We start from the raw sequence: 25,891 nt of genomic DNA, 5'->3' as shown, positions 1-25,891 counted from the left end.
AGTCAAGTCCCTATAATCATAAGAGCCTGTGCTACATCTAAGCACAGGCTCTACTTTTAAGACTTTTTGTTTTCTTCTTCTTTGCGGTCGCGATTTTCTTGCGCCACTGCTAACATCAGTTTGATACGGTTTTCTTGATTGACTTCAGTAGCACTAGGGTCATAATCAATGGGAACGATATTGGCATCTGGCATTTTTTCTTTTACTTTGCGAATCATACCCTTGCCGACAATATGGTTTGGCAGGCAACCAAATGGTTGTGCACAAACAACATTTTCATAACCATTCTCAATCAATTCCATTACTTCTGCTGTTAGAAGCCAACCTTCTCCCATTTTGCAGCCATAGCCAATGACGTCACCAGCAAGCTCCTTCAGGTGAGAATAAGGAGAAGGGCAGGTGAATTGGGGATAAGGCTTTAAGGCGCTAATCAAATCGTTCTCATATTTGGTGAAATACCATTTCAGGAGCGACATCGCATTTTTTTTAGCAATACTGCCTCCATATAGATTGACATCTTCTAAACGATTATCAACCTTGAAAATCATAAAGCCAAGAATACCGGGCACCATGACCTCACAACCTTGTTCATACAAAAAATCTTCCAAATTGTTGTTAGCGAGAGGAGAATATTTGACATAGATTTCTCCTACGATACCAACCTTAATTTTATTTGTCTTTTGTATCGGAATTGCAGCAAAGGACTGCGCAATTTTATCGTAATAGACCTTAGATTCTTTTTGTGAAAAGGCCTTGTTTTGAGCAAATAAATCGGTTAGCTCGGTAATCCATTTTTGAACCAAGTCATCACTTTGGCCTTTACGAACCTCGTAAGGCTTTGTTTGATTTTTGAGGAGAAGCAGCAAATCTCCGTAAGTCAGTGCTGCTAAAGCACGGCGAATCATGGGTAGAGTAATCTTGAAACCAGCATTGCTTTCTAATCCTGAAATATTCAGCGAAATAACAGGGATATGGTCTAATCCATCTTGTTTTAAGGCCTTGCGCAAAAGATGAATATAATTAGAGGCACGGCAGCCGCCGCCTGTTTGTGACATAATTAAGGCTACTTTGTCGAGGTCATATTTGCCGCTGTGTAAAGCGTGCATCATCTGCCCAATTGACAAAAGTGCGGGATAACAGGTATCGTTATGCACATATTTCAAACCCTCATCCACGATTTCACGGCCTTGTGTGCGCAGCAAATCCACTTTATAACCGAAGCTCTCCATTACATTTTTAATGAGCTCAAAATGTATCGGAGCCATGTTAGGCGTAATAATCGTATGGGTTTTCTTCATTTCTTTGGTAAATTCAACTTTTTTAAGCTCGTGTTCAGCCATGAATAGCCTCCTTACCCAGCTTGAGTGCCGCAAACAGACTTCTCATTCTAATTTTAACAGCGCCAAGATTGGTGATTTCATCAATTTTAATCTGTGTATAAATGCGACCGCTATCCTCTAAAAGACTTCTGGTTTCATCGCTGGTAATCGCGTCAACACCACAGCCGAAAGAAACGAGCTGTACCAAGTTGATACGGTTATCGCCACTGTCTGCCACATATTTGGCAGCAGCATACAGACGAGAGTGGTAAGTCCACTGGTTCAAAACATTCACAGGGAATTTTGAAACCAAGTTGCTGATAGAGTCTTCCGTTACCACAACGGCACCGCATTCGCAGATTAGTTTGTCAATGCCGTGGTTAATTTCACCGTCTAAATGATAAGGACGACCGGCAAGAATAATAACAGGCAAGTTTTGGTCTTGTGCAATTTGAACGTACTGCTTGCCCTTGGTGCGAACCTTAGTCATGAAAATCTCATATTCGCCATAAGCCATATGAGCGGCTTTCTTGACTTCTTCTTTATCAATATCATCAAAGTATTTTGCCAAAATAGCTGTCATTTTAACGGGGAAGTCTTTGGGACGGTGTAAGCCGACATAGTCGTAAATGAAATTTGTCTTTTCAAGTGCACCGATATTGGCATTCAGCACTTCGGGGTAATAGGCCACAACAGGACAGTTAAAGTTATTGTCGCCCATATCCTCATCAATGTTATAGCTCATGCAGGGATAGAAAATCGCATCTACATTCCTTTTAAGCAGACGTTCAATATGTCCGTGTGAGATTTTAGCCGGATAGCAGACGGTATCGGATGGAATGGTGTGCTGTCCTTCAAAATAAAGCCTACGGGAAGAATCAGGAGACGGCATTACACCGAATCCCAGTGCCTTGAAAAAGGTGTGCCAGAAAGGATACAGCTCAAACATATTGAGCACCATTGGAATGCCGATGGTGCCTCGAGGACCTTCAAAAGGTTCATAGGAGGCAAGCAGCTTTTTCTTATAGTCGTAAAGGTTATATTCCTTTGTTTGATTTTTCTTGGCTAACGGGCGTTCACAGCGATTACCGGCAATATAACGTTCTCCGTTTGAGAAGCGGTTAATCGTGAGCTGGCAGTGGTTGGAACAAATCTTACAGGTGGTGGTTTTAACTTCATGTGTAAAGCTTTCAAGCTCCTCAGGACCAATAATAGAACTTTTTTGAGGCGCATTGGCTTTAGCAAATAGGGCAGCACCGTAAGCACCCATCAAACCTGAAATAGAAGGACGAATGACGTCTTTACCAATTTCTTTTTCAAAGGCACGCAGTACAGCATTGTTCAAAAATGTACCGCCCTGCACGACAATATGCTGACCTAAAGAATCAGAATCAGTAACACGAATGACTTTATAAAGTGCATTTTTGACGACACTGATAGAAAGGCCGGCAGAGATATTTTCAATGGTAGCGCCATCTTTTTGAGCTTGTTTAACCGATGAATTCATGAACACCGTGCAGCGTGAGCCTAAATCAACAGGGTGATCGGCGAATAAACCGCAAGAAGCGAAATCACTCATTTTGTAGCCAAGCGCACCGGCAAAAGTCTGCAAGAACGAGCCACAGCCTGAGGAACAAGCTTCGTTTAAGAAGATATTGTCGATTGTGCCGTTTTTGATTTTAAAGCATTTAATATCTTGACCGCCGATGTCAATGATAAAATCGACATTTGGGTCAAACTTTTTGGCAGCAGTAAAATGAGCCATGGTTTCGACAAGGCCGGCATCCAAATGAAAGGCATTCTTAATAATTTCTTCGCCATAGCCTGTAGAAGCTGAAGCCATAATTTGAATACCAGGGAACTTGTTATATAAATCTATCAAAAATTCACGAATCAGCGGAATCGGGTTACCGCTGTTTGACATGTATCTTGAAAAAATAATCTCTTCATTTTCGTTGATAGCAGTTGCTTTAATGGTCGTAGAGCCAGCGTCTATGCCTATGTAGGCTTTTTTGTTCTCGCCTAGCGCTGCTTCGGTAGAAACAGCATGAGAATCATGACGCTTGCGGAATTCTTCGAATTCATCCCAGTGATTGAAAAGCGGTGCATCACTTTTATAAGGTGTTTTAGAAACGTAAGTTTGAATTTGTCCGGTAATATTTTTTAAATCAAAGTTTTTTTCTTGCTCGGTAAGAGCAGCACCAGCAGCAACAAAATAAAGGGAGTTTTCAGGGCAGATTCCTTCTACACCAAGAATTTCATCAAAAGAATCTCTCAATTGCGAAAAGAATGTCAAAGGGCCGCCGAGATATACAACTTTTCCCTTGATTTCACGGCCTTGTGCCAATCCCGCAATCGTTTGGTTGACAACAGCAGTCAAAATACTTTTAGAAATATCGTTTTTCTGTGCACCTTGATTCAAAAGAGCCTGAATATCGGATTTCGCAAACACACCGCAGCGAGAAGCGATGCTGTATGTTTTTTCACTTTCACCAGCAATATCATTTAGCTCTGTGGGGGTAATGTGCAACAGTGTTGCCATTTGGTCAATAAAAGCACCTGTACCGCCGGCACAAGAACCATTCATGCGAACTTCCATAGAGCCAGAAAGGAACAGAATTTTAGCATCTTCACCGCCAAGTTCAATAACCACATCGGCGTCGGGGATATATTTTTTGGTTGCCAGACGAGTGGCATAAACCTCTTGAACAAAGGGGATGCCTAGGTCTTCAGCAAGACCCATACCGGCAGAACCTGAAACGCAAAGTGAAGCTTCTGCTGTGTCAGGAAATTCATTTTGAATTTTAGTGAGCATTTCTCCGGCCTTTTCAGCGATTTGAGAGAAATGTCTTTCATAGGCAGAAAAAGCGATATCACCTTTTTTATCATAAACCACACATTTTAAAGTGGTTGAACCAACATCGAGTCCTATCTTCATACATATCACCATTCAACTTTCTTAGTTTAAAACCTAATAATAATATAATAGAAACTAATATTATTATTGCGAAAATAAACGATTCAGCATAACTTTTCTATAAAATTGCTGCTACTTATCATATCATTTTTTACTACAAAAAGCAAATGCTTAAATATGAACTACGCATTAAAATTTTTCGTCAGATAGCGTTCAAAAATTCGAAAAATAGCTGTTAAAATAGATGCTTTTGCAGTATAATCAAAATAAGTATAATTTTATAAAGCAAAAATAAGGCACAAATGGGCAAACAAGGCAAGGGGGAGGTCTAAAATGTTCTGTACTTTTTATGAACGATTAATACAGTATTATGAAACTGATAAAATGGGATGTGTTCATCACTCTAATTATATTCGATGGTTTGAAGAAGCGCGTACGAAATGGCTGGAAGAAACAGGTTTTGGTTATAGCAGGGTGGAGCAAATGGGGTTTATGATTCCTGTTTTAGAAGCAGAAGCAAAATATATTGCCATGACCCATTTTGCTGAAACAGTTATCATTGAAGTTTCACTCGAAAAGTACACAGGCTCTAAAGCCAGTTTTTGTTACCAAGTGACAAATAAAGAAACAGGAAAACTCTGTTGTACAGGTAGAACGCAGCATTGTTTTTTAAATAGCGAAGGAAAACCGGTTTCTCTGAAACGTGCGATTCCGCAATTGCATGATTTCTGTACAAAAGCATTGGAGAAGGCTGATTTAGAAAGATAAAACGAGAAAGATTACATATTATTTATGACATACTAAGGTCAGAGGAAGGAAAGTATAATTTACAGCAGGAAGTGATGATTTTGAAAGATAAACCCAAATATTTGCAGCTTTTTGAGCAGATTAAAAGTGAAATATTACAGGGCGTATATGTGGGTGGTCAGAAAATCCCGGGAGAGAACGAGACAGCAGAAAAATATGGCATGAGCCGTCAAACAGTGAGACAAGCTTTGGCAATGCTTGAACAAGAACAGTTTGTAGAAAGAAAACAGGGTAGCGGCACCTATATTAAAGAGAGCAAAAAAGAGCGCAAAAAAACATGGCGTGTGGGTGTAATTGCCACTTATATCAGTGAATATATCTTTCCCTCCATTTTGCGGGGAATGGAAAGTGAACTGACAGAAAATGGTTTTTCCATGATGCTGAATGCGACAGGAAACCGTGTAGACAGTGAGCGGGCTATTTTAGAAGAATACCTAAAAAAGCCAGTGGATGGACTAATCGTTGAGGGTACCAAAACGGCACTGCCAAACCCCAATTTATCTCTTTATGAAAAGCTGGAGAAAAAGGGAATACCTGTGGTTTTTTTTAACGGCTATTATCCCCAAAATCAAGAACAAATTTATGTAGTCATGAATGATAAAAGAGGTGGATATCAAGCTGTTTCACATTTGATTTCAAAAGGTCACAAGAAAATCGCCGGCATTTTTAAGAATGATGATAGACAAGGATTGAATCGTTATGCTGGTTATTTAGAGGCTCTAATTGAACACAAATTGCCGATTCAAGATGAATGGGTTATTTGGTTTAATTCAGAAAACCGCCGTTATCTGTTGGCGGATGAGGGAGCAAGAGTGATACAATCCTTGCAAGATTGCACGGCAGTGGTGTGTTATAACGACGAAATTGCTGTAAAGCTTGTCAATCTTTTAAAGTCTTGTGATAAAGAAGTACCACAAGATATGGCCGTTATCAGCTTTGACCATAGCCTTTTTAGTGATTTATCTGCCGTGCCGTTAACATCACTGAATCATCCGAAAGAAGTACTTGGTTCTGTCGCCGCACGCAAATTGCTCAATATGATGGAAGGGCGAGAGGAATCTTCGCTTGTTATGGAATGGGGTTTTTCCTCTGGGAAAAGTACAGAGGGAAAATTGATAAAATAGAAGAAGCCATAGAAAAGGAATAGATTATGAATTATGACGTTTTATTACTAGTTGATATGCAAACTGCTTTGGTGGAAGCCAAACCATATAATAAAACTGCTGTGATATCCAATATAAGCGGATTGCTGCAAGCATGCAGAGAGAAAAAAATACCCATAATTTATGTGCAGCATGATGGAGGAATCGGGGATGAGCTCGAAAGCGGAACGGCAGGCTGGGCAATTTATGAAGAACTGGCTCCTTTGGCTGAAGAGAAAGTGATTGAGAAGCAATATAACAGTGCCTTTCGTGAAACAGAATTAAAGGAATATCTTCAAAAAAATAAAATGCAAAGTTTGATTCTTTGCGGTATGCAGTCAGAATATTGTGTAGATACTACCTGCAAGGTTGCCTTCGAATATGAATATGATATTACCATACCTCAAGGAACGACAACAACATTTGACAGTGCATTTGCAAGTGGCAAGCAGTTGTCTGAATATTATGAGAATAAAATTTGGAGAAATCGCTTTGCAAGGGTCACCAAGGTAGAACAAGTTATTGCTGAGATAAACGGGTAATAGTTAGTGAATAAAAAAGCCGCAGAAATTTTCATGTTTCTGCGGCTTTTTTATTTTGTTTTATTTATTGACCAATTTAACAAATGAGCGGTTATAAGGATACAAATAGCTAAGCTTCTATATGCAGACAGCGATAGGCGCGATAAGAATAGGTAGAAAGCGGGCGGTTATCTGAATCAAATGTATGAGAAGCAATGAGAACGTTTTGCACCGTAGCGGGGCTGCCAACAGCCACCACAATAAGAGTGTGGCCAAAAGTTTGGGGAAGAAAAGAAAGCTGAATGACATCGCCTGGTTTAATCTCTTCAAGAGGCACTACTGTTGCTTTGGGGCCGATGCCCTGATTTGTTGTAAGAAAGCGATAGAAGTACTCCACCCCTGTCCATGCGGCTGCACGATCAAGAGGTGAATTATAATACCAACCGGTGTATCGTGTGTAGTTTTGAGGAAGACCACCGGCTTTTAAGCATTGTGAGACAAAATTGGTACAATCGCCGCCGATTCCATGAAAATCCATATAAGCAGGATTACGCTTAAATGCCCAGCGGTGAGCATAGTCTACAGCAGCAGTTCGATTATATAAGGTAGGCATATTTTTCACCCTTTCTCTTTATATGATATGAAAAGACAAGAGTGTTGACACAAAAAGACAGCTCACCAGTTGTGAGCTGTCTTTTAAAGAGAAGGTATAAAGATTTTATATAAAGTTTGCTTATTCTCCTGTAGTAGCAGTTTGACCGCTGTTTTCAGAAAGTACCACTTCAATGGTTAACTTTTCAGAGGTTGAAGGTCGTGTTACACCAAGTGAGATAGTTTCTCCTGGCTTTTTCTGAGCAAGAACAGAAGTAACAGTAGAGGTAGAAGTGATATCAGTGCCATTAATGCTGGTGATAAGGTCGCCCCATGCAAGCCCTGAAGATTTTGCGTTATCTGTGGTTAAACCATAGACAAATAAACCAGTGGCAGGTAGACCGTTATAGCGAGCTGTAATTTCATCTACATAAGTGTAGGTAATGCCAATCATGGCACGGTCTTTTACATAGCCGAATTCCATTAAATTGCTGACAATTGGTTGTGCGGAGTCAATCGGAATTGCAAAGCCAAGACCTTCATAGCCGGTTTGTGATATTTTTGCTGTGTTAATGCCGATGACCTGGCCGTACATATTGACCAAAGCACCGCCGGAATTACCGGGGTTGATTGAAGCATCTGTTTGAATATATTTTAGAGCATAGGCGTTTTCAGCAGATGCAACTTCACGATTTAAAGCTGAAACATAACCCATTGTCACTGTTGAGTTAAGGGCGATGCCGCCCGGGTTGCCGATTGCCATGACAGAGTCGGCTACTTTCAAATCATCGGAGGAGCCGAATTCAGCGGGAGTAAAGCTAGCGCCATTTCCGTTAATTTTGATGACAGCAAGGTCGGTTTCTGTGTCAGCACCAATCAGCTCTGCTTCATAAATTTCGCCGTCGTGTGTGATGACTTTTAAGTTATAATCACCTGATACAACATGGGCATTGGTGATAACGTAGCCATCTTTGTTATAGATAATACCAGAACCCTGTGAAACCGGCTCGAGCGTGCTGTCACTGTCAGAAGAGTTTCCATACGCATTAAAATTGAATTGATTCTGATTTTCTTTTTGGAAAACTTGTATGCAGACAACGGATGGAATTAGTTTTTCAGCAATGGCTTGGGGTGTCATTTGAGTAATTTCGGTGGACATGTTGTCTGCCGGAATTTCTTGCCTTACCACTTTATTGATTGTAAAAGCAGCTGTGTTGTCTGTGTCATTAGCGGCAATAGAGATATATCCCTGTTTAATGAGATAGGAAAAACCACCCATAGAACCAACTGAAATAAGCAAGCAAGCAAGCAGTACAGCTACAATCTTAAAACCAGTATGTTTCTTTGCTTTTTTAGGTTTTACCGCTGCGTAGACAGGCGGCTGATTCGCGGTGCTCCAAGTATAGGAGCTGTTTTGCTGATATCCTTGTGTATTAGGCGGGTTTTGTGAAGTCCATGTCGGGACAGTGTTCTCATTGTTTTTAGGACTTTCTTGTGGATTATTGTTTGCATTATACGGATTGGAACCGTAGTTGTTTGAATCGTTCATAATGAAACTCCTTTCATGTTTTGCTCTGCGTAGGTAGGGCAAATTTTAATGCATGTATCAATGTTTATTTTATGTGGTCTGTTAGACGGTTTATGATTGATGTTGACTATAGTATGACCTAAACATGTGAAAATAGTGTGAAGAGAGATAAATCTTTTTATGAAAAATTTGAAAAATATAAAAGGAAAAACAGAATAAAGAAAAATCAATACAACAACGAAACGGTAATATCATGCTATGCGTAACCCTTTTTGACCTTGAAATTATACTTTCTAAATCTTGATTTTAAAGAAAAAACAGTTACAAGAGCGAAAGAAAAGTTTATTTTCAATAAAAAAATAAAATGCGCAGTCGTTTTTACACAAAATTCATGTATTACGCTTGCTTTTGATTTATAATAAAGATATTATTATTAAAAGTAGGCTCATGAATTTTATGTAGATATGCATAATAAGAGCAGAAAGAAGGATAAAAATGGCGAACGGAAAAATATTGATTGTAGATGACGATAAAAATATTTGCGAGCTTTTGAGATTGTATATAGAAAAAGAAGGATATGAAGCGGAGATTGCCAATGATGGAGAAACGGCACTTGATATATTCGACTCTTGCAATCCTGATCTAATGCTTTTGGATATCATGCTGCCCGGGCTTGATGGATGGCAGGTTTGCCGTGAAATTCGCAAGCGTTCGAATAAACCGATTATCATGATTACCGCTAAAGGTGAAGTTTTTGATAAGGTTTTAGGTCTTGAGCTTGGAGCGGATGACTATGTTGTCAAACCATTTGAAGCCAAAGAAGTCATTGCTAGAATTAATGCGGTTTTAAGAAGAACCATTAAGGAAGAACCCGATGTGGAGAATAAAATCGTCAATCATGATAATTTGCACATTAATTTAACCAATTATGAGTTAAAGGTGGGAGGCAAAAAAGTAGATACGCCTCCTAAAGAGATGGAACTTATCTACCATTTGGCCTCTAATCCTAACAAGGTATTCACCAGAGACCAGCTTTTAGACGAAGTTTGGGGATTTGATTACTACGGTGACAGCCGTACCGTTGACGTGCACGTTAAGCGCTTGAGAGAAAAATTGGAGGGCGTGTCAGATAAGTGGTCGTTAAAAACGGTTTGGGGTGTTGGCTATAAATTTGAAACCAAAGATTAGCCTATACAAAGCAGTTTGCGAAATTCAAAACCGTGTCAGCGTCTTTGCGAGAAGCTGAATTGCTGTTTGTTCACGGCAAAATCTTTTTATCAGAATTCAACCGCAGGTTTTTTGCAATGGCTAAAATATTTTGGAAGTAATTTCACATGGTGCACAGAGAATGCCGCTTTCCAGGGCAAATAAAGACGGTGCTTCTTGAAAGGATAGTTCTATACGATGCAAAAATCAATTTTTAAAAAGTATCTCACTCTCACGATGATTACGATTGCGCTTAGCTTTTTCACGCTTGGTGCAGCACTTATGACTTTTTTTGGGAGCTATTGGAAAGAGGAAAAGCAAACTTTGCTGCTGCAAAATGCTCAATCGGTTTCATCAGTGACAAAGAAAGTGTTAGAAAGCGGCACAGGCAGTACGTTGGTGCCAATCTTATTGACCACTTTTTCTCAAAATATTGATGCCGATATATTTGTGACAGGACAAGATGGCGAGGTTTTCTTTGGGAATTATGCCAACAGCCATAGGACAGCAAAGGAAAAAGAAATTGTCGGCACCAACATTATGGATAAAATCAAGGCGCTTAAAGCAGAAGAACCTTGTTATGAAGAAAGAGGAATGCTGGACAGTTTTTACACCAATAAAATGATGACTGTGGCTGTGCCGGTTTATATAGTGGATGCGGATGGAAAAGAAACCTTTGCTGCTGCTGTATTTGCCTCGACAAGCTCAAGCCCTATGAATTCAATTCAACAGGGACTTCTCAATATCTTTTTACTGGCGGCACTGCCAACATTTTTAATTACTTTTGGTTTAGTTGTGCTTTATTCTTACAATATGATAAGACCCTTGAGAAATATGTCAGTCGCTGTGAGACGTTTTGGTGACGGCGATTTTTCAGTTAGAGTTCCAGTTAATTCAGAAGATGAGATGGGGCATTTAGCAGTAGCTTTTAATGACATGGCCAATTCTCTTTCTAACAGTGAAGTGATGCGCAGAAGCTTTATTGCCAATGTTTCTCACGAACTGAAAACGCCTATGACAACCATTGCAGGGTTTGTTGATGGTATTTTAGATGGAACTATTCCACAGGAGAAGCAAACGAAGTATTTGAAAATTGTTTCGGTCGAAGTGAAACGTCTTTCTCGTCTTGTAAAGTCGATGTTAGATCTTTCTCGAATTGACAGCGGTGAAATGCAGATACATCCCACTTGTTTTGATCTGACAAAGACAATTTTTTCAGCGATGATTACCTTTGAAAAAAGTATTGATGATAAAGAGATTGAAGTGCGGGGTCTTGATGAAATGGACGCGCAAACGGTCTTTGGCGACCAAGATTTGTTGCATCAAGTGGTATATAATTTAATTGAAAATGCAGTTAAGTTTACCAATAACGGTGGCTATATTTCGCTGAAATTGGTGGACAGTATTGATAGAGTATGCGTAGAAATCGAAAACAGCGGACCTGGTATTGAGCCTGAAGATTTGCCGATGATTTTTGACCGTTTTTACAAAACAGATAAGTCAAGAAGTCGTGACAAGAACGGAATGGGATTGGGCCTTTTCATTGTCAAAACAGTGATTCGTTTGCACGGCGGCGATATCAGCGTTATGTCGAAAATGGGTCAATATACAAAGTTTTCTTTCTTCATTCCTAAAAAGAATTGCGCACCAGAAAGAAAAGATTATAACCAGTCTGACATTTTAGATGCACAGATTGTAGATGATGCCATTCCAGCTTCGGCACAGGAAATACCACCTCTTCGCGATGAGGGGAAAAAGAGCAAGGATGAGGTGAATACGAATGACAGATGATGGCAAAGAAAGTGTGTTAAAAGAAGACATTGACCCTGTAAAAGAGCAGCAGGAGAGAACAGAGGCGTCTTCAGAACAACCGGTTTCTGAGGTTGATACAAAAAGCTCACCAGAAGCAGAACAAGCAAAAGAAGAAATAGCAGCAAAGATGCCTCCGAAGCAAACAGCAGAACCTGTTCAGTCAAAACAAAATTTTGAATCACAACCGGTTCAACCAATTTATTATGGCAAGCCGCCCAAAATGAAGCGTATGCCAAAAGAAAAACTGCCGCTTGCCACAAAAGTCTTTCTTTGGATTTTATCTTTGGTGGCTATCGGTACGACAGTTACCTTTTTAGTTGTTTTTGCCTTTAAGATATCGCCGTTTACGTTAGAAGAAATGAGAGACTATGTACAGGGCGAACCTTATTATGAAAATCCCGGAAATGGTGCTCAAAATGGAGACAACGATACTTTACAGGATACAGAGCCGGAAGAACCTAAGGAAAAACCGGATATTACAGTAGAACCAAATGAAGAGGGAATTTCAATTAAAAGTAAGCCAAACACAGAAGAACTATCGGCGGTAGATGTGTACAAAAAGGTAGTGGCATCTACTGTGACGATTCGAGCTTCTATGTACGTAGAACAATATGGAAAAAGCACAGAGCCGGCGACGGGAACAGGCATTATTGCTACCTCTGATGGCTATATTATCACGAACAGTCATGTTGTGATGAATTCGCAAAAAACAGATGTCAAAGTAATCACCAATGATGGTAAAGAATATGATGCGGTAGTCGTGGGTGTGGATAAAACCACGGATTTGGGAGTGATTAAAACCAATGACCACAATTTTACACCAGCTGAATTTGGAGACGCCAATGAATTAGAGATTGGCGAGTGGGTATTGGCAATTGGTAATCCGGGCGGCGAGCAATTTTCAAGATCTTTAACAAGGGGAATTATTTCAGGACTTAACCGCAGTGTGGGAGCATACAGTGAAAACGGCATGGCATATATTCAAACCGATGCTGCCATTAATCCCGGCAATTCAGGTGGGCCTCTTGTCAATATGCATGGTCAGGTGGTAGGCATTAATTCATCTAAAATTGCCAGTACAGATTACGAGGGAATGGGATTTGCAATTCCGGTTACCAATGCAAAAGAAATTATTAACGAGCTTTTCTCTGGTGGATATGTAAAAGGCCGTACGAGACTTGGCATTAAAGGGGCAGACAGCGACACACAGAATTACTATTTTCAGGGGCTGCCTAATGGTTTTGTGATTGAGGTCATAGACGAAGAAAGTTCATTTACCGGTACAGAGGTTCAAGTGGGAGATGTTATTGTCTCAATTGATGAAACAGAAGTAAAAGGTGTTAACGACATTGCCAATGTTCTCTTGGGCTATAAGCCGGGAGATCAAGTAAAGGTAAGTCTCTTCCGCCCCAACGCCATGGGTACAGGCGAAGGTAGTAATTTTGAGGTAAGCGTTACACTGTTAGAAGATAAAGGCGAAACACAAAAATAAATAAAAACGAGGAGAGATAACAATGTATAAAGCCTGTGACAAACGATATGAAAAAATGGTTTATCATCGTTGTGGGGATAGCGGACTAAAACTGCCTGCCATATCGCTAGGGTTCTGGCATAATTTCGGAGATAAATCCTCTTATGAAGCCATGGAGCAGATGTGTTTTACTGCCTTTGACAATGGTATTACACATTTTGATTTAGCAAACAATTATGGGCCTCAACCGGGTAGTGCTGAAAAGAATGCCGGCAGAATTCTTAAAGAACATTTTCAGTCTTATCGGGATGAGCTGATTATCAGTACCAAAGCCGGTTATGATATGTGGGAAGGCCCTTACGGCAATTGGGGCAGCAGAAAGTATTTGCTCTCCAGTTTGGATCAAAGCCTTAAGCGCTTGCAGTTAGATTATGTTGATATCTTCTATCATCACCGCATGGACCCTGAAACACCACTAGAAGAAACTATGGGTGCACTCAATCAAGCTGTTAAAAGTGGAAAAGCGCTTTATGCAGGTATTTCTAACTATGACGGAGCTACCCTGAAAAAAGCAATTGCATTATTAGAAGAATTGCATTGTCCCTTCATTATCAACCAAAATCGTTATTCCATTTTTGACCGCACCATTGAAGAAAATGGATTAAAAGCAACAGCAAAGAAAAGTGGCAAAGGCATTATTGCCTTTAGTCCGTTAGAGCAAGGAATGCTTAGTAGCCGTTATTTGCAGGGAATCCCGGAAGATAGCCGTATTAAAACAGACGGTCGGTTCTTAAGAGCTGAAAATTTGACACCAGAGCGATTAGAGCAGATTAAGCAGCTTAATCAAATGGCAGAGCAAAGAGGCCAAACATTGGCTGAAATGGCACTGAGCTGGGTTTTGCGTGATGGTGTGGTAACCAGTGTGTTGGTTGGTGCTTCTAAACCCTCACAGCTTCTCGAAAACATAAAAGCAGCTCACCATACAGAGTTTACAGAGAGTGAATTGCGAGAGATAGATAAAATTAGTCTGCAGTAAAAGAAAAGGATATGCTTGGAGTAATTTCAAGCATATCCTTTTTGTTTTGTAAGAGAGAATGGCCAATATAGAATAAGGCTTTCAAGCGGCACCGTGATTACGCAAGTAATAATGATACAGAGTGAGCGACTAGTACGACCCCGACTAAGCCAACAAGAGTGGGGGCAGCCACATGAGAGAATCGGGTAATCTGCTTTTTTATGAGGAGATATAATGCGTCAAATTTATCTTGTGCTTTGGTGTATACAAAGTATAAGACCATCAGAGGTGACATATAAATCAAGTTATATAAAATCAAAAGAAAGGAAACTTCTAAAAAAGTAAGTGGTTGACTAAAGAGTATAGCCAAAAAGGCAAAATAAGGCAAAGCCGTGGCTAATTCAGAGATGGTTGCTCCTATGCCTAGGACAGTTAAGGCAGCAGGGGATACGGATTTAATTTTTCCGACGGCTTCTTCTCTCTCTTTTTCCTCATCAGAGGAGCAGGTGGAGGCAATCTGTTTTTGCAGCGTTTTGATTTTTGCGTTTTGGATAAGATAGCAGACCGCAATTAAAAAAGCAATGCCCAAGATAAGTTCAGCTGTAAAAATGGTTTGTGCGTGATTGGACATTATTTCTGCAAAAAAACGGCCAATCACGTTTACAAGACCGAAATAAGCTAAAAATCCTCCGATTAAATTTGTAATACCTGTAGCTAAAATAAAAAACCAAATATGTTTTGGCTTTTTTACCATTCCCTGCAAAACAAATTGTTGTGTAATGGCAATGGGGTTAAGACTGTCAGCGGCACTTGTCAAAATGGTAGAAATAGTCAATGCAAACATAATGAACTCCTTTTTAAGTAAAAAATAAAGCCTAGGAGTGTAATATACTCCTAGGCTTTTATCCCACCGTGTACATAATCGCATGATTATGCGTTTTCTCTCGGACCAGACCAGCATTTCTGCCACGGAACCCTAGAAAACTATACTGTATTCAGTTCTATGCTCAACAGGATAACAAAAAAGCAAGTAGATGTCAAGTACATAAGTACATAGTCAAAATGATTCTCGACAGAATAGATAGCTTTATAAGAAAGCTATGATATTTTTAGAAAGAGCAAGCAGATAAATTAACAAAGCAAAATTAGTAAGAATTGTTGTCCGAGTGAGGATTGTAGTTGAGAGCTTCTCTTAAAATCTCTTCCGTGTTATAGGATTGGGGAGAAGGGTTGTTTACGGATTGAGAAGGCTCGTTGGCACTATAAGAAGGGTAGACCGGAGGGGCAGCCTGATAATTGGATGTAGCGTCGACTGACGAATAGTCGTCATACTCATCCGGTGAATAAGGGGCAACCGGAGAGGCAAAAGCAGCATAAGGGTCTTCAGTTTCATAATTGACTTGCTCATTTTGATAATCGTAGGCATTCTGTGATGTGTTATAAGCAGAGTAGTTTTCAGCCGCTTGATAGTTTTGTGTGTTATTATATTCTTGCTGAGGATAACCGGAAACATATTGCTCGTTAGGATAATCTTCTAGCATTTCATTATGCATGGTTCCAGCGCCGCGAGAACGATCTTCGGCCTCTCGAATAGCAGCAAAAATTTCGTTGTTATCAGATGGAGGCAGACGTCTTCTTTTAATATGCAATAAAATCAGGATAAAAATGCCCAGTACACCAATAGCAATAAAAACGGCACCCAGCATAAAGAGATTGCGTGACATACTGTTTTCTTTTAAATTAAGAGTAGCAAAAGTGACATAATTGCTTTCTTTCTTTTCTTCTACTTCAGTATTAGCAGAAAAATCAGGTTTGATAGTGGCTTTAGGACGTTCTATAGAATTTCTTTTAGGAGCAGGAGTAGGTGTTGCTTCGGGTTCTTCTGAAACAGTTTCGTAGACAGGAGTTTCTTCTTCAGAGGATTCTTCCGGCTCAGTGTAGGAAGGTTCGCTGGAAATAGAAGACTCACTAGAAGAGGTCTCACTAGAAGAAGGGTCACTAGAGGAGGTCTCACTAGAAGAAGGGTCGCTAGAAGAGGTCTCACTAGAAGAAGGGTCGCTAGAGGAGGTCTCACTAGAAGAAGGGTCGCTAGAAGAGGCCTCACTAGAAGAAGGGTCGCTAGAAGAAGACTCACTAGAAGAAGTCTCACTAGACGGGGTTTCTTCAGGGGCTGGCTGTGAAGAATCTTCTGCAAAGGCATGGGGCAAGCCAGACAGGTTAAAAGTCAAAGTAGCTGCTATCATCAAAGCAGCCAGTTTTTTTACAATATGTTTCATCGGAGTTCCTCCTGACGGAATATTACATAATAACTTATATATTTTATCACAATACATGAATAGGCGCAAGGCAAATATAAAAAGGGGTGCTTTATGTCATAATTTCGTAAGATTTTTGTTATGCAGTTTTAATCTCTATGCTTTACTATATGAATAAATTGTGTATAATAAGATTTGCATAAAACAAACAGTAAAATTTAGGATAAAACGATAGGAATTTAGGAGGCACCAAAAAGTAAGTTTGGTGATAAAGAATATGCATACACTTTCTTATATTAATACTATTTTGATGATTGTCTTTTCTGTTTTTACAATTCACAAAATATTTTTTTGGCTGATTAAGTATTTTAAACCGGCAAAAAAATATGCGGCACTCAAACTCAACCGCTATGCTGTTGTGATTGCTGCCCGCAATGAATCTGATGTTATCGGGCATTTACTAGACAGTATTTATCAGCAGGATTATCCGGCAGAATTAGTGGATGTTTATGTTGTGGCTGATAACTGCACAGACAACACCGCTGAAATTGCCAGACAAAAAGGCGCTTTTGTTTATGAACGTTTTAACAAGGAGCAAGTGGGAAAAGGCTACGCACTTAGCTTGGTTTTTGATAAGATGAAAACAGAACATGCTGATTGTCACTATGACGGCTATTTTATTTTTGATGCTGACAATTTGCTTGACAGTCACTACATAACAGAAATGAATAAAGTTTTTTCAAATGGCTATCAGGCGGTTACAAGCTATCGCAACACAAAGAATTTTACAGACAGCTGGGTTTCTGCAAGTTACGGACTATGGTTTATGGTGATTTCAGAATATCTGAATTATCCTCGCTCTGAAATTGGCGCCAGCTGTGCTATTTCCGGCACAGGATTTATGTTCAGTAATGAATTATTGGAGAAAAACGGTGGCTGGCCTTATCACTTGATGTCTGAGGATTTGGAGTTTACAGCTGATTTAATTACCAATGGTGAAAAAGTTGGCTATTGCCGTAATGCAGTGTTATATGATGAACAGCCGGTTTCTTTCTCACAGTCTATTACACAAAGAAGCCGTTGGATGAAAGGCAGTATGCAAGTCATTGGCAGCTATGGCGGCAAACTGGTAAAAGAAGTTATTAAAAACGGAAATTTTTCAAGTTATGATATGCTGATGGATGCTATACCCACCATTGTTGTTGCTGGTGTTGGCATGATTATGAATTTGCTGATGTTTTTTGTGGCGCTAAGAGGTACACCGGCAGAATTTCATATGTTTGTAGAAGGTGCTATCAGTGCATTCTTAAATTCTTATGTAATGGTCTATTTATTAGGAATTTCTGTGCTTGTCACAGAGTGGAAAAAAATAAATGGTGCAGCATACAAAAAAGTTTTGTATGCCTTTGCGTTTCCTGTTTTTGTCATCAGCTTCGGCTTGGCGGTTCTCACAGCATTATTCAGCAATGTTGAATGGAAACCGATTAAGCACACAGCGGCTATGTCTTTGAGCGATATGAATTCAAGAAAAGATTAAAGATAGGTTTAAAAGTTAAATCACACGATTGTATTTGAATTTCAAAAAGAAAAGTTGAATTTTTAGAGAAAGCTTTTGCCATAAACGGCAGAAGCTTTCTGTTTTATTTTTTACAAACACTGTTTTGTGCTAGAGCGTTTTGCGCTTTATGCACGGTTCGTGAAAAGAAATGAATACAAATTTCATCTTAAATCACGGTTTATAATAAGAGCAAACTGTGATAAAATATAAGACATAGTCAACACAAAATAAAGTTTTGCACTGCTTGTCGGCAGAACGGAGGAAGTAATGGTTACCAGACTTTTTGTGGAAAAGAAAAAGGGTTTTGACATTGAAGCACAGCACATGCTAGAAGATCTTGTACAAAATCTTGGCATTCATGAACTGAAAGATTTGCGGCTTTTAAACCGTTATGATGTTTCAGGGTTGAGCGAAGAGGAATTTCAAACAGCAGCAAGAACGATTTTTTCAGAACCGGCCATGGATAATGTATATGCGGAAGATTTCAGTTTGCCGCAAGAATACAAGGTTTTTGCGGTAGAATATCTCCCCGGTCAATATGACCAGAGAGCGGATTCGGCAGCACAGTGTGTTCAGCTGCTAACGCAGGGCGAACGTCCTGTCATTGCTACGGCAAAGCTCATTGCGCTTTCAGGGGCAATTTCTGATGAGCAGTTTGAAAAAATACAAGCTTATATTGTCAACCCTGTAGAATCTCGTATTGCTTCTATGCAGAAGCCCGACAGTCTTGCCATGAAAACAGATTTGCCGGCAGACGTAGAAAGAGTAGACGGTTTTATCCAGTGGAATGATGAGGAAATGCAAACCTACTATCAATCTATGGGATTTGCCATGACGCTTTCTGATTTGCTTTTCTGCCGCAATTACTTTAGAGATGAAGAGAAAAGAAATCCGAGTGTCACTGAATTGCGTGTCATTGATACCTACTGGAGCGACCATTGCCGCCACACAACATTTTTAACCGAGCTCAAGAATATTGAGATTGAAAAAGGTGTGCTGAGTGAAGCAATTGAAAGTGCACTGCAAAACTATTTATCGAAAAGAGAAGAACTTTATGCCGGGAAAGACAAGCCGGTCTCTTTAATGGATATGGCAACTTTGGGCGGAAAATACCTATACAAAAAAGGTTTTGTTCCAGATTTAGATGTCAGTGATGAAATTAATGCCTGCTCGATCGAAGTGCCTGTAACCATTGATGGTGTGACAGAACCGTGGCTCATTCAGTTCAAGAATGAAACACATAATCACCCCACTGAAATTGAACCTTTCGGCGGCGCAGCCACGTGTTTGGGCGGTGCGATTCGTGACCCGCTTTCCGGCAGAGCCTATGTCTATCAAGCCATGAGAGTAACCGGAAGCGGTGACCCCAGAATTTCGGTCGAAGATACGATTAAAGGAAAACTACCTACTCGTAAAATTACTACAGGGGCAGCAGCAGGATACTCCTCCTATGGCAATCAAATTGGACTTGCCACCGGACAAGTTACCGAGCTGTATGATGCCGGATATGCAGCCAAACGCATGGAAATTGGTGCGGTTGTTGGTGCTTCTCCTAAAGAGAATGTTAAGCGTGAAGAACCGGAAGCCGGTGATGTGATTGTCCTCTTGGGCGGTGCAACCGGACGTGACGGAATTGGTGGTGCTACAGGTTCAAGTAAAGCGCACACACAAGAATCTGTTGAAGTTTGCGGTGCAGAAGTGCAAAAGGGTAATGCGCCCACAGAAAGAAAAATTCAGCGTTTGTTCCGCAAAGCTGAGGTAGCAAAACTGATTAAACGCTGTAACGATTTTGGCGCAGGCGGTGTTTGCGTTGCCATTGGTGAGCTTGCTCCCGGGCTTTCGATTGATTTAGATGCTGTTCCAAAAAAATATGAAGGGCTTGACGGCACAGAACTTGCCATTTCAGAATCACAAGAGCGTATGGCTGTTGTGCTAGATAAAGCAGATGTCGATACCTTTATTAAGCTTGCTGATGAAGAAAATCTAGAAGCGCAGGTTGTTGCTATTGTCAAGGCAGAACCTCGTCTAAAGATGACATGGAGAAATGATGAAATTGTCGATTTGAGCCGTGCTTTCTTAGATACCAACGGTGTCACACAGACCGCAGAAGTTAAAATCGCTGCGCCTACTACAGAGAATTATTATTATGCTGTACCAGGCGTTCTTAAAAATAAATCTCGTAAAGAAGCGTTTCTTGAAAACCTTAAGCGCCTAGAAGTTTGCGGACAAAAAGGACTTTCTGAGCGTTTTGATGCCAGTATCGGTGCCGGAACGGTTCTGATGCCGTTTGCCGGTGAAAATCAATTGACACCGGAAGAGGCAATGGTAGCAAAAGTTCCTGTTGTCAAAGGGGAGACCAATGATGCAACGGCCATGTCTTATGGCTATATCCCCGGTTTAATGAAATTTAGTCCATTCTTTGGTGCGGCGTATTCTGTTGTGGAGAGTCTTTCAAAACTTGCTGCTGTGGGGGCAAATCCTCTGAAAGCAAGACTGACGTTCCAAGAATATTTTGAACGTTTGAGAGATGTGCCGGAGCGTTGGGGCAAGCCAACGGCTGCTCTTTTAGGTGCCTTGACAGCACAGTTGGAATTGGACATTCCTTCTATTGGCGGTAAGGACAGTATGTCCGGCACTTTTGAGGACTTAGACGTTCCTCCTACATTGGTCAGTTTTGCCATAACCATGACGAAACTCAACCGAACACTTTCTGCTGCGATGAAAAATGCAGGTTCAACAGTTATGTTGCTGCCGATTCCGCAAGATGAAAGTGGCATGCCCAATTGGAAGAAACTTAAGAAGTTTTACCAAGAACTCTTGCTGCGAATGGAGACCAAAGATATCATTTCTGCCTCTGTCGTCAAAGAGGGCGGCGCAGCGGCCGCTGTTGCCAAAATGTGCTTTGGTAATCAAGTTGGATTCCGTTTTACAGATGGTTTGAGTGAAGAAGTCTTGTTTGCTCCGCAAGCAGGTGCTATTGTTGTCGAGCTTTCTGCGGAAGCCTATATTGAAGATACTTCAGTATTATCACCGATTTATTTGGGAAGAACCAAGGGATATTCTCAAATTAAAATAGGCGGCGAAGAGATTGATCTAAAAGAAGCTGTTGCAGCATGGAGCGGTACGCTTGAGAAAACGTTCCCTGTTCATGCTAAAGCTGTGAAAGTAGAAGATGTTCCACTTTATAAAAATCGTAGCACACATACACCTGTTGTTAAGATTCGCAAGCCTAAAGTTTTTATTCCGGCATTTCCAGGCACCAACTGTGAAATAGATTCTGCCAGAGCTTTTGAAAAAGCAGGCGCAGAAGCAGAAATATTAGTGGTACGAAATCGCTCTCCTAAAGATATTGAAGAGACCATTGCAGCGATGGAAAAAGCGATCCGAGAATCACAGATGATTATGCTGCCCGGAGGTTTTTCAGGCGGTGACGAACCAGATGGCTCGGGTAAGTTTATTGCCACAACATTCCGTAACCCGAAGATTGCAGAGGCTGTTATGGACTTACTGAAAAACCGTGATGGCTTAATGCTTGGCATTTGTAATGGTTTCCAAGCGCTTATTAAGCTGGGTCTTGTTCCGTACGGTGAAATTACAGAACCGAAAACAGATGACCCCACACTAACCTTTAATACGTTGGGACGTCATATTTCCCGCATGGTCTACACTCGTGTGACAAGCGTGAAATCTCCATGGTTGGCTGGCGTACAAGCAGGCGATGTGCATGCAATTCCTGTTTCTCATGGCGAGGGCCGCTTTGTGGCTGATGAAGAAACAATGAAGGCGTTAGCAGAAAACGGGCAAATTGCTACACAGTATTGCATGCCTTGCGGTGAAATCAGTGGAGATAGCATTTGGAACCCCAATGGTTCAGTTTGTGCAGTAGAAGGTATTATAAGTCCTGATGGCAGAGTGTTTGGTAAAATGGGACATTCTGAGCGTAAAGGTAAACATCTTTATAGAAATGTGCCCGGTGACAAAGATCAGCTGGTTTTTGAAAGCGGCGTAAAGTATTTCGGTTAAGAATAGAATTGAAGAATTCAAAAAGGACGATACTGAGGGAATCAGTATCGTCCTTTTAATTTGCAGAAAGAGTTCAAGATTACTTATGTAGAAGGCGTATTCAAAATAGAAGACAATCTATAACAAGTATTATAGATTACCAGTAAGGGCATTTAAAATCAGCTCATAAATTTTGCCCGGATTGCTGTGAAAGTTGGATTTCACCATTTTTGCTTGTTTCTCGTGGGGAACATAAATAGAAATTTCCATTAAATCGACATCGCCGCCTGAGATATGGCAAATTACTCGAAAGCCCTTTTCTTCACGGATAATTTCTACTTTGTTTTCTTTTTCACTGCGTGTTCTAGCCATGGTGGTTACCGCAGCTTCTAAGGCCTTATCGCGAACAGAAAGTGGGAGAGTGGTATCTAGTGTATCTGCAATTTTTCGTCCGGTTTCGCAGATTAGGTAATCGCCATTTTCATCTGCTTGAATATTTTCTTTTTCAATTAGAGCGTTAATGGCATCAATAATTTCAAAATAGTTGGCCAAAGATTTCTCTTGTAATATTTGTGCAAGATCATCACCAGAAAGTGGGGCATTCACACTCTCTAAAATATAGCAAATTAAAATGCGGATGTCATTTTTTGTGCGCAGACCGCCCGGGTCAACTCCTGCGGTGAAAGCATCATAAGGGGACATAAAAGCAACTCCTTTTTGTAAAACAAGCAGAGCGTGTGAATAATAAAATAGTAATTTTGCGAGGAGATTTAATTCATCGGTCTAAGGATAAAAAGAAACTCAAATGAATCCAATAAGTTGGATTCTATTATATCGTAAAACAGTTTTAAAAATAGGTGTTGACGCTTGCGTCGGGAGGCACGTCGTGCCGAGAACCTATTTTTCTCATGAATCCAATAAAGTTGGATTCTATTATATCATAGTTTTATTACAAAGACCATCGTTTATTGGCTTGTTTTCTGTTTAGACCAGTCGATGATTTTGCCATTTGCCACGAGCAAAGCGAATTATAAAGCAAATGGAGCGGAAAAGCCAGTCGATACACATAGCGACCCAAATGCCAAAGACATTCATATCAAAGTAAAATGCCAAAATGTAGCTGAAAGCAATACGGAATATCCACATAGAAAGCAGTGAAGTAATCATTGTGAATTTTGCATCACCCGCAGCTCGAAGTGCATTAGGAAGCGTGAAGGAAAGTGGCCATATTAACACACAGCAGAAAGCGTGTACGAGGAACAACTGAATTAAAATATCAGTGGTCTCTGTAGATAAATTATATACACCTAAAATTAAATCTTTAGAAAGAAAAATAGCTACAGTGGTAATCCAGACAGAAACATAAGCAATAATCATTAACCTTTTTGTATAGGTCTTGGCACCTTTAATATCTCGTGCACCAACGCTCTGTCCTATAATTGTCAGCATAGCCATGCCGATAGCACTGCCAGGAATAATCTGAATGGAGGATAAGTTACCTGCAACCGCATTAGCGGTAATGGCGGCAGTACCAAAGCTGGAAACAATACTCATGGTAAGGATTTTTCCCAGCTGAAAAACACTGTTTTCTAGCCCGCTAGGAATACCGATTTTCATTATTTTTTTTATGTATTCAAGATGTATTTTAACTTTCCAAATCTGATCTAAATAAATTTCTCGATTTGGATTCAGCAGTAAAATCGTGATGACGATGGAACCTACTATACGAGCACAAAGAGAGGCGAGAGCTGCGCCCATGACGCCAAGGTTAAACATATAAATTCCGACAGCACTAATAGAGATATTAATAATATTCATCAATATAGCAATCAGCATTGAAATTTTAGAGTTGCCCATTGAACGGAATAAAGCGGCACCGGCGTTATAAACAGCCAAGAAAGGGTAGGAAATGGCAGAAAGTAAAAAATAGATGCGCGCATTTTGCATAACTTCATCAGAAAGTTCACGAAAGACCACTTGTAAGATGGTATCTCGGAAAATAATGGCAAAAGCAGCAATTAAAAGAGAAGCACCTACAGAAAAATATTCTAGTTGATTGGCGATTTTGTTCGCGTTCCAGCGTTCCCCTTTTCCAAGGTATTGTGAGGCAACCACGGCTCCTCCAGTAGCAATAGAAGAAAAGAGATTAATCAGCAGCAAGTTGATTGAGTCAACCAACGAGACGCCTGAAACTGCTGCTTCTCCCACTGAAGAAACCATAGCGGTATTCGCGATACCGATTGTAACAGCAAGAAATTGTTCGATAATTAGGGGGACAATTAAATTGCGAAGACTTTTATTAGAAAACATGGGAGACCCTTTCTTAAAAGTGATAATTGTGCGAAAGTATTTGCCGCATTTTCAGCTCACAAAATTAAAAATTTCTGAAAAATCAGTTTTGCTATAAGTCACTTTCTCCTTATTTAAACAGCACGTTTTTGGAAGGAGAAAAAAGAAAAAAAATTAAGGCTTGCGAAAGAGTCAAAAATATAATGGAAAAGTATAAGTATAAAAGCATAAAAATCACAGAAAGTGATTCGTAATAATAGATAAAATTAGTTTTACAATGTACAAAAAGGCTAAAACAAAATAAAGAACTTTTTTGAATGGCGAAAAAGGACAGCAGTTTTCGTAATTCAAAAATAGTCTTAGCTTTATTCTACTATTAATCTATAAATTTTGCAAGACACATAGAATATTCTGTCAAAATAGAGTAAAATATTTTGAGATATTAGGAGGGGTTAAATTAAAAAAATAAACAAACACTGTGCTTTTTTCGTCAATTTTTGAGACAAAAAGCTTGTAATGAGAACTGAATAATGATATGATAGAAACAAGAATAAAATGTGGGAGTATGGGCTGTTTTTCAAAGTGCTTAATCTTCCTTGTTTATTGGATTAAACAGAAAGGAGAGAACTATGGTAGTTCAAAACGAAGTTAAAAACCTGGTTAAAGAGGTACTGCAGGACGCTTTTCAGACTGAAAAACTGATGGGCTTGCTCATTGCGGCAGTAGCCATTACGGCTGTCATCGCAATTGTGTTAATTTATATTGCAGCAAAACTCAAAAGAATAGCAGACAAACCAACAGGAACTTTGGTTCAGTCGCAAGCTGCACAAACGGCGAATTTACCAGTCGCTCCGGCAATGCAGGTCAATGAAAACAAAGGTGAACTCGTGGCGGTGATGGCCGCTGCAATTGCAGAATCGACAGGAACTGACGTTTCTCGTCTTCGCATTCACTCCATTCGCAGAGTGTGATTTTACACCCTTTGCCTTGTAACAATGTAACTATTAATTTTCAGAAGAAAGGTCTATGGCTATGAAAACATATCACGTAACAGTTAACGGCTCAACGTATGAAGTCAATGTATCCGAAGTCGCAGAAGGCACACCGGCACCCGCAGCTGCTCCCGTACAGGTTGCTGCTCCAGCTCCTGTTGCAGCTGCACCAGCTCCCGTTGTTGAGGCAACACCAGTTGCAGCACCGGCAGGCGCAGGTGAAGAAATTGCTTCACCAATGCCCGGCACAATTCTTTCAGTCAACGTTTCTGCAGGCCAAGCAGTTAAATCAGGCGATGTGCTGATGATTTTAGAAGCTATGAAAATGGAAAATGAAATCATGGCGCCCAAAGACGGTGTTGTGACTTCTGTTGCTGTCAGCGCAGGTGCAACTGTTGAAAGCGGTACACCTCTTTGTACAATTGCCTAATTATAAAAATAGGTAATATGAAATAAAACAGCAAAC

19 protein-coding genes and 1 riboswitch are annotated in these 25,891 nt (G+C 40.2%); of the genes, 11 read left to right on the top strand and 8 right to left on the bottom strand.

The genetic code is table 11. From position 1 onward, the window contains the following. Positions 1-56: 56 nt before the first annotated feature. Positions 57-1,340, bottom strand: a complete 1,284-nt coding sequence (locus CS931_RS05820; RefSeq protein ID WP_099204830.1) for a 2-hydroxyacyl-CoA dehydratase — start codon at positions 1,338-1,340, stop codon at positions 57-59. After that, complete coding sequence (locus tag CS931_RS05815; RefSeq protein ID WP_099204829.1) at positions 1,333-4,257, bottom strand: acyl-CoA dehydratase activase-related protein; 2,925 nt, start codon at positions 4,255-4,257, stop codon at positions 1,333-1,335. Before CS931_RS05815 ends, CS931_RS05820 begins: the two co-directional genes overlap by 8 nt. Before the next feature lie 312 nt (positions 4,258-4,569). Here CS931_RS05815 and CS931_RS05810 point away from each other — a divergent pair, with 312 nt between their 5' ends. The 3 genes from CS931_RS05810 to CS931_RS05800 all read left to right on the top strand — a co-directional run bounded on the left by CS931_RS05810 (position 4,570) and on the right by CS931_RS05800 (position 6,727). Then, positions 4,570-5,004: an acyl-CoA thioesterase gene (locus CS931_RS05810; RefSeq protein ID WP_099204828.1), complete on the top strand. Its 435-nt coding sequence runs from the start codon at positions 4,570-4,572 to the stop codon at positions 5,002-5,004. 80 nt (positions 5,005-5,084) lie between these two features. Next, entirely contained in the window at positions 5,085-6,167 is a 1,083-nt protein-coding gene (locus CS931_RS05805) for a GntR family transcriptional regulator (RefSeq protein WP_207653738.1), read from the top strand. Between the two features lie 26 nt (positions 6,168-6,193). After that, on the top strand, positions 6,194-6,727 hold the full coding sequence (locus CS931_RS05800) for a cysteine hydrolase family protein (protein WP_099204826.1): 534 nt from the start codon (positions 6,194-6,196) through the stop codon (positions 6,725-6,727). 109 nt (positions 6,728-6,836) lie between these two features. On the opposite strand, the gene CS931_RS05795 is transcribed toward CS931_RS05800, so the two are convergent. After that, on the bottom strand, positions 6,837-7,319 hold the full coding sequence (locus CS931_RS05795) for an amidase domain-containing protein (protein ID WP_099204825.1): 483 nt from the start codon (positions 7,317-7,319) through the stop codon (positions 6,837-6,839). A 120-nt stretch (positions 7,320-7,439) separates the two neighbouring features. Next, a complete protein-coding gene (locus CS931_RS05790) occupies positions 7,440-8,846 on the bottom strand; it encodes a S1C family serine protease (RefSeq protein ID WP_099204824.1) in 1,407 nt (468 codons plus the stop codon). A gap of 474 nt (positions 8,847-9,320) precedes the next feature. On the opposite strand from CS931_RS05790, the gene CS931_RS05785 reads away from it, so the two are divergent. From CS931_RS05785 to CS931_RS05770, 4 genes are all read left to right on the top strand, one after another. Beyond that, on the top strand, positions 9,321-10,013 hold the full coding sequence (locus CS931_RS05785) for a response regulator transcription factor (protein WP_099204823.1): 693 nt from the start codon (positions 9,321-9,323) through the stop codon (positions 10,011-10,013). A gap of 216 nt (positions 10,014-10,229) precedes the next feature. Continuing rightward, a complete protein-coding gene (locus CS931_RS05780; RefSeq protein WP_099204822.1) occupies positions 10,230-11,822 on the top strand; it encodes a sensor histidine kinase in 1,593 nt (530 codons plus the stop codon). Continuing rightward, positions 11,812-13,335: a S1C family serine protease gene (locus CS931_RS05775; protein ID WP_099204821.1), complete on the top strand. Its 1,524-nt coding sequence runs from the start codon at positions 11,812-11,814 to the stop codon at positions 13,333-13,335. The genes CS931_RS05780 and CS931_RS05775 overlap by 11 nt, the downstream gene beginning before the upstream one ends. A gap of 22 nt (positions 13,336-13,357) precedes the next feature. Then, positions 13,358-14,350, top strand: coding sequence for an aldo/keto reductase (locus CS931_RS05770; RefSeq protein ID WP_099204820.1), 993 nt, complete (start codon positions 13,358-13,360; stop codon positions 14,348-14,350). 97 nt (positions 14,351-14,447) lie between these two features. On the opposite strand, the gene CS931_RS05765 is transcribed toward CS931_RS05770, so the two are convergent. Together CS931_RS05765 and CS931_RS12795 are read right to left on the bottom strand one after the other, a co-directional pair. Continuing rightward, a complete protein-coding gene (locus CS931_RS05765; RefSeq protein WP_159459748.1) occupies positions 14,448-15,173 on the bottom strand; it encodes a GAP family protein in 726 nt (241 codons plus the stop codon). Between the two features lie 45 nt (positions 15,174-15,218). Next, positions 15,219-15,320, bottom strand: a riboswitch (guanidine-I (ykkC/yxkD leader). A gap of 154 nt (positions 15,321-15,474) precedes the next feature. Continuing rightward, on the bottom strand, positions 15,475-16,605 hold the full coding sequence (locus CS931_RS12795; protein ID WP_200814951.1) for a hypothetical protein: 1,131 nt from the start codon (positions 16,603-16,605) through the stop codon (positions 15,475-15,477). A 244-nt stretch (positions 16,606-16,849) separates the two neighbouring features. On the opposite strand from CS931_RS12795, the gene CS931_RS05755 reads away from it, so the two are divergent. After that, a complete protein-coding gene (locus CS931_RS05755) occupies positions 16,850-18,121 on the top strand; it encodes a glycosyltransferase family 2 protein (RefSeq protein WP_143826234.1) in 1,272 nt (423 codons plus the stop codon). Positions 18,122-18,409: 288 nt separating this feature from the next. After that, a complete protein-coding gene (locus tag CS931_RS05750) occupies positions 18,410-22,165 on the top strand; it encodes a phosphoribosylformylglycinamidine synthase (RefSeq protein ID WP_099204817.1) in 3,756 nt (1,251 codons plus the stop codon). A 129-nt stretch (positions 22,166-22,294) separates the two neighbouring features. On the opposite strand, the gene CS931_RS05745 is transcribed toward CS931_RS05750, so the two are convergent. Then, positions 22,295-22,846, bottom strand: coding sequence for a DUF4364 family protein (locus CS931_RS05745; RefSeq protein WP_099204816.1), 552 nt, complete (start codon positions 22,844-22,846; stop codon positions 22,295-22,297). 282 nt (positions 22,847-23,128) lie between these two features. Next, a complete protein-coding gene (locus tag CS931_RS05740) occupies positions 23,129-24,454 on the bottom strand; it encodes an MATE family efflux transporter (RefSeq protein WP_099204815.1) in 1,326 nt (441 codons plus the stop codon). Positions 24,455-25,062: 608 nt separating this feature from the next. Between CS931_RS05740 and CS931_RS05735 the strand changes: the two genes are divergently transcribed. Together CS931_RS05735 and CS931_RS05730 are read left to right on the top strand one after the other, a co-directional pair. After that, positions 25,063-25,404, top strand: a complete 342-nt coding sequence (locus tag CS931_RS05735; protein WP_099204814.1) for a hypothetical protein — start codon at positions 25,063-25,065, stop codon at positions 25,402-25,404. A gap of 61 nt (positions 25,405-25,465) precedes the next feature. Further along, a complete protein-coding gene (locus CS931_RS05730; RefSeq protein WP_099204813.1) occupies positions 25,466-25,855 on the top strand; it encodes a biotin/lipoyl-containing protein in 390 nt (129 codons plus the stop codon). Positions 25,856-25,891 lie beyond the last annotated feature (36 nt).

It is taken from the genome of Scatolibacter rhodanostii, assembly GCF_900197595.1.
Taxonomy (GTDB): Bacteria; Bacillota; Clostridia; order Oscillospirales; family Acutalibacteraceae; genus Scatolibacter; species Scatolibacter rhodanostii.
This window is presented reverse-complemented; position numbering and strand designations above follow the sequence as displayed.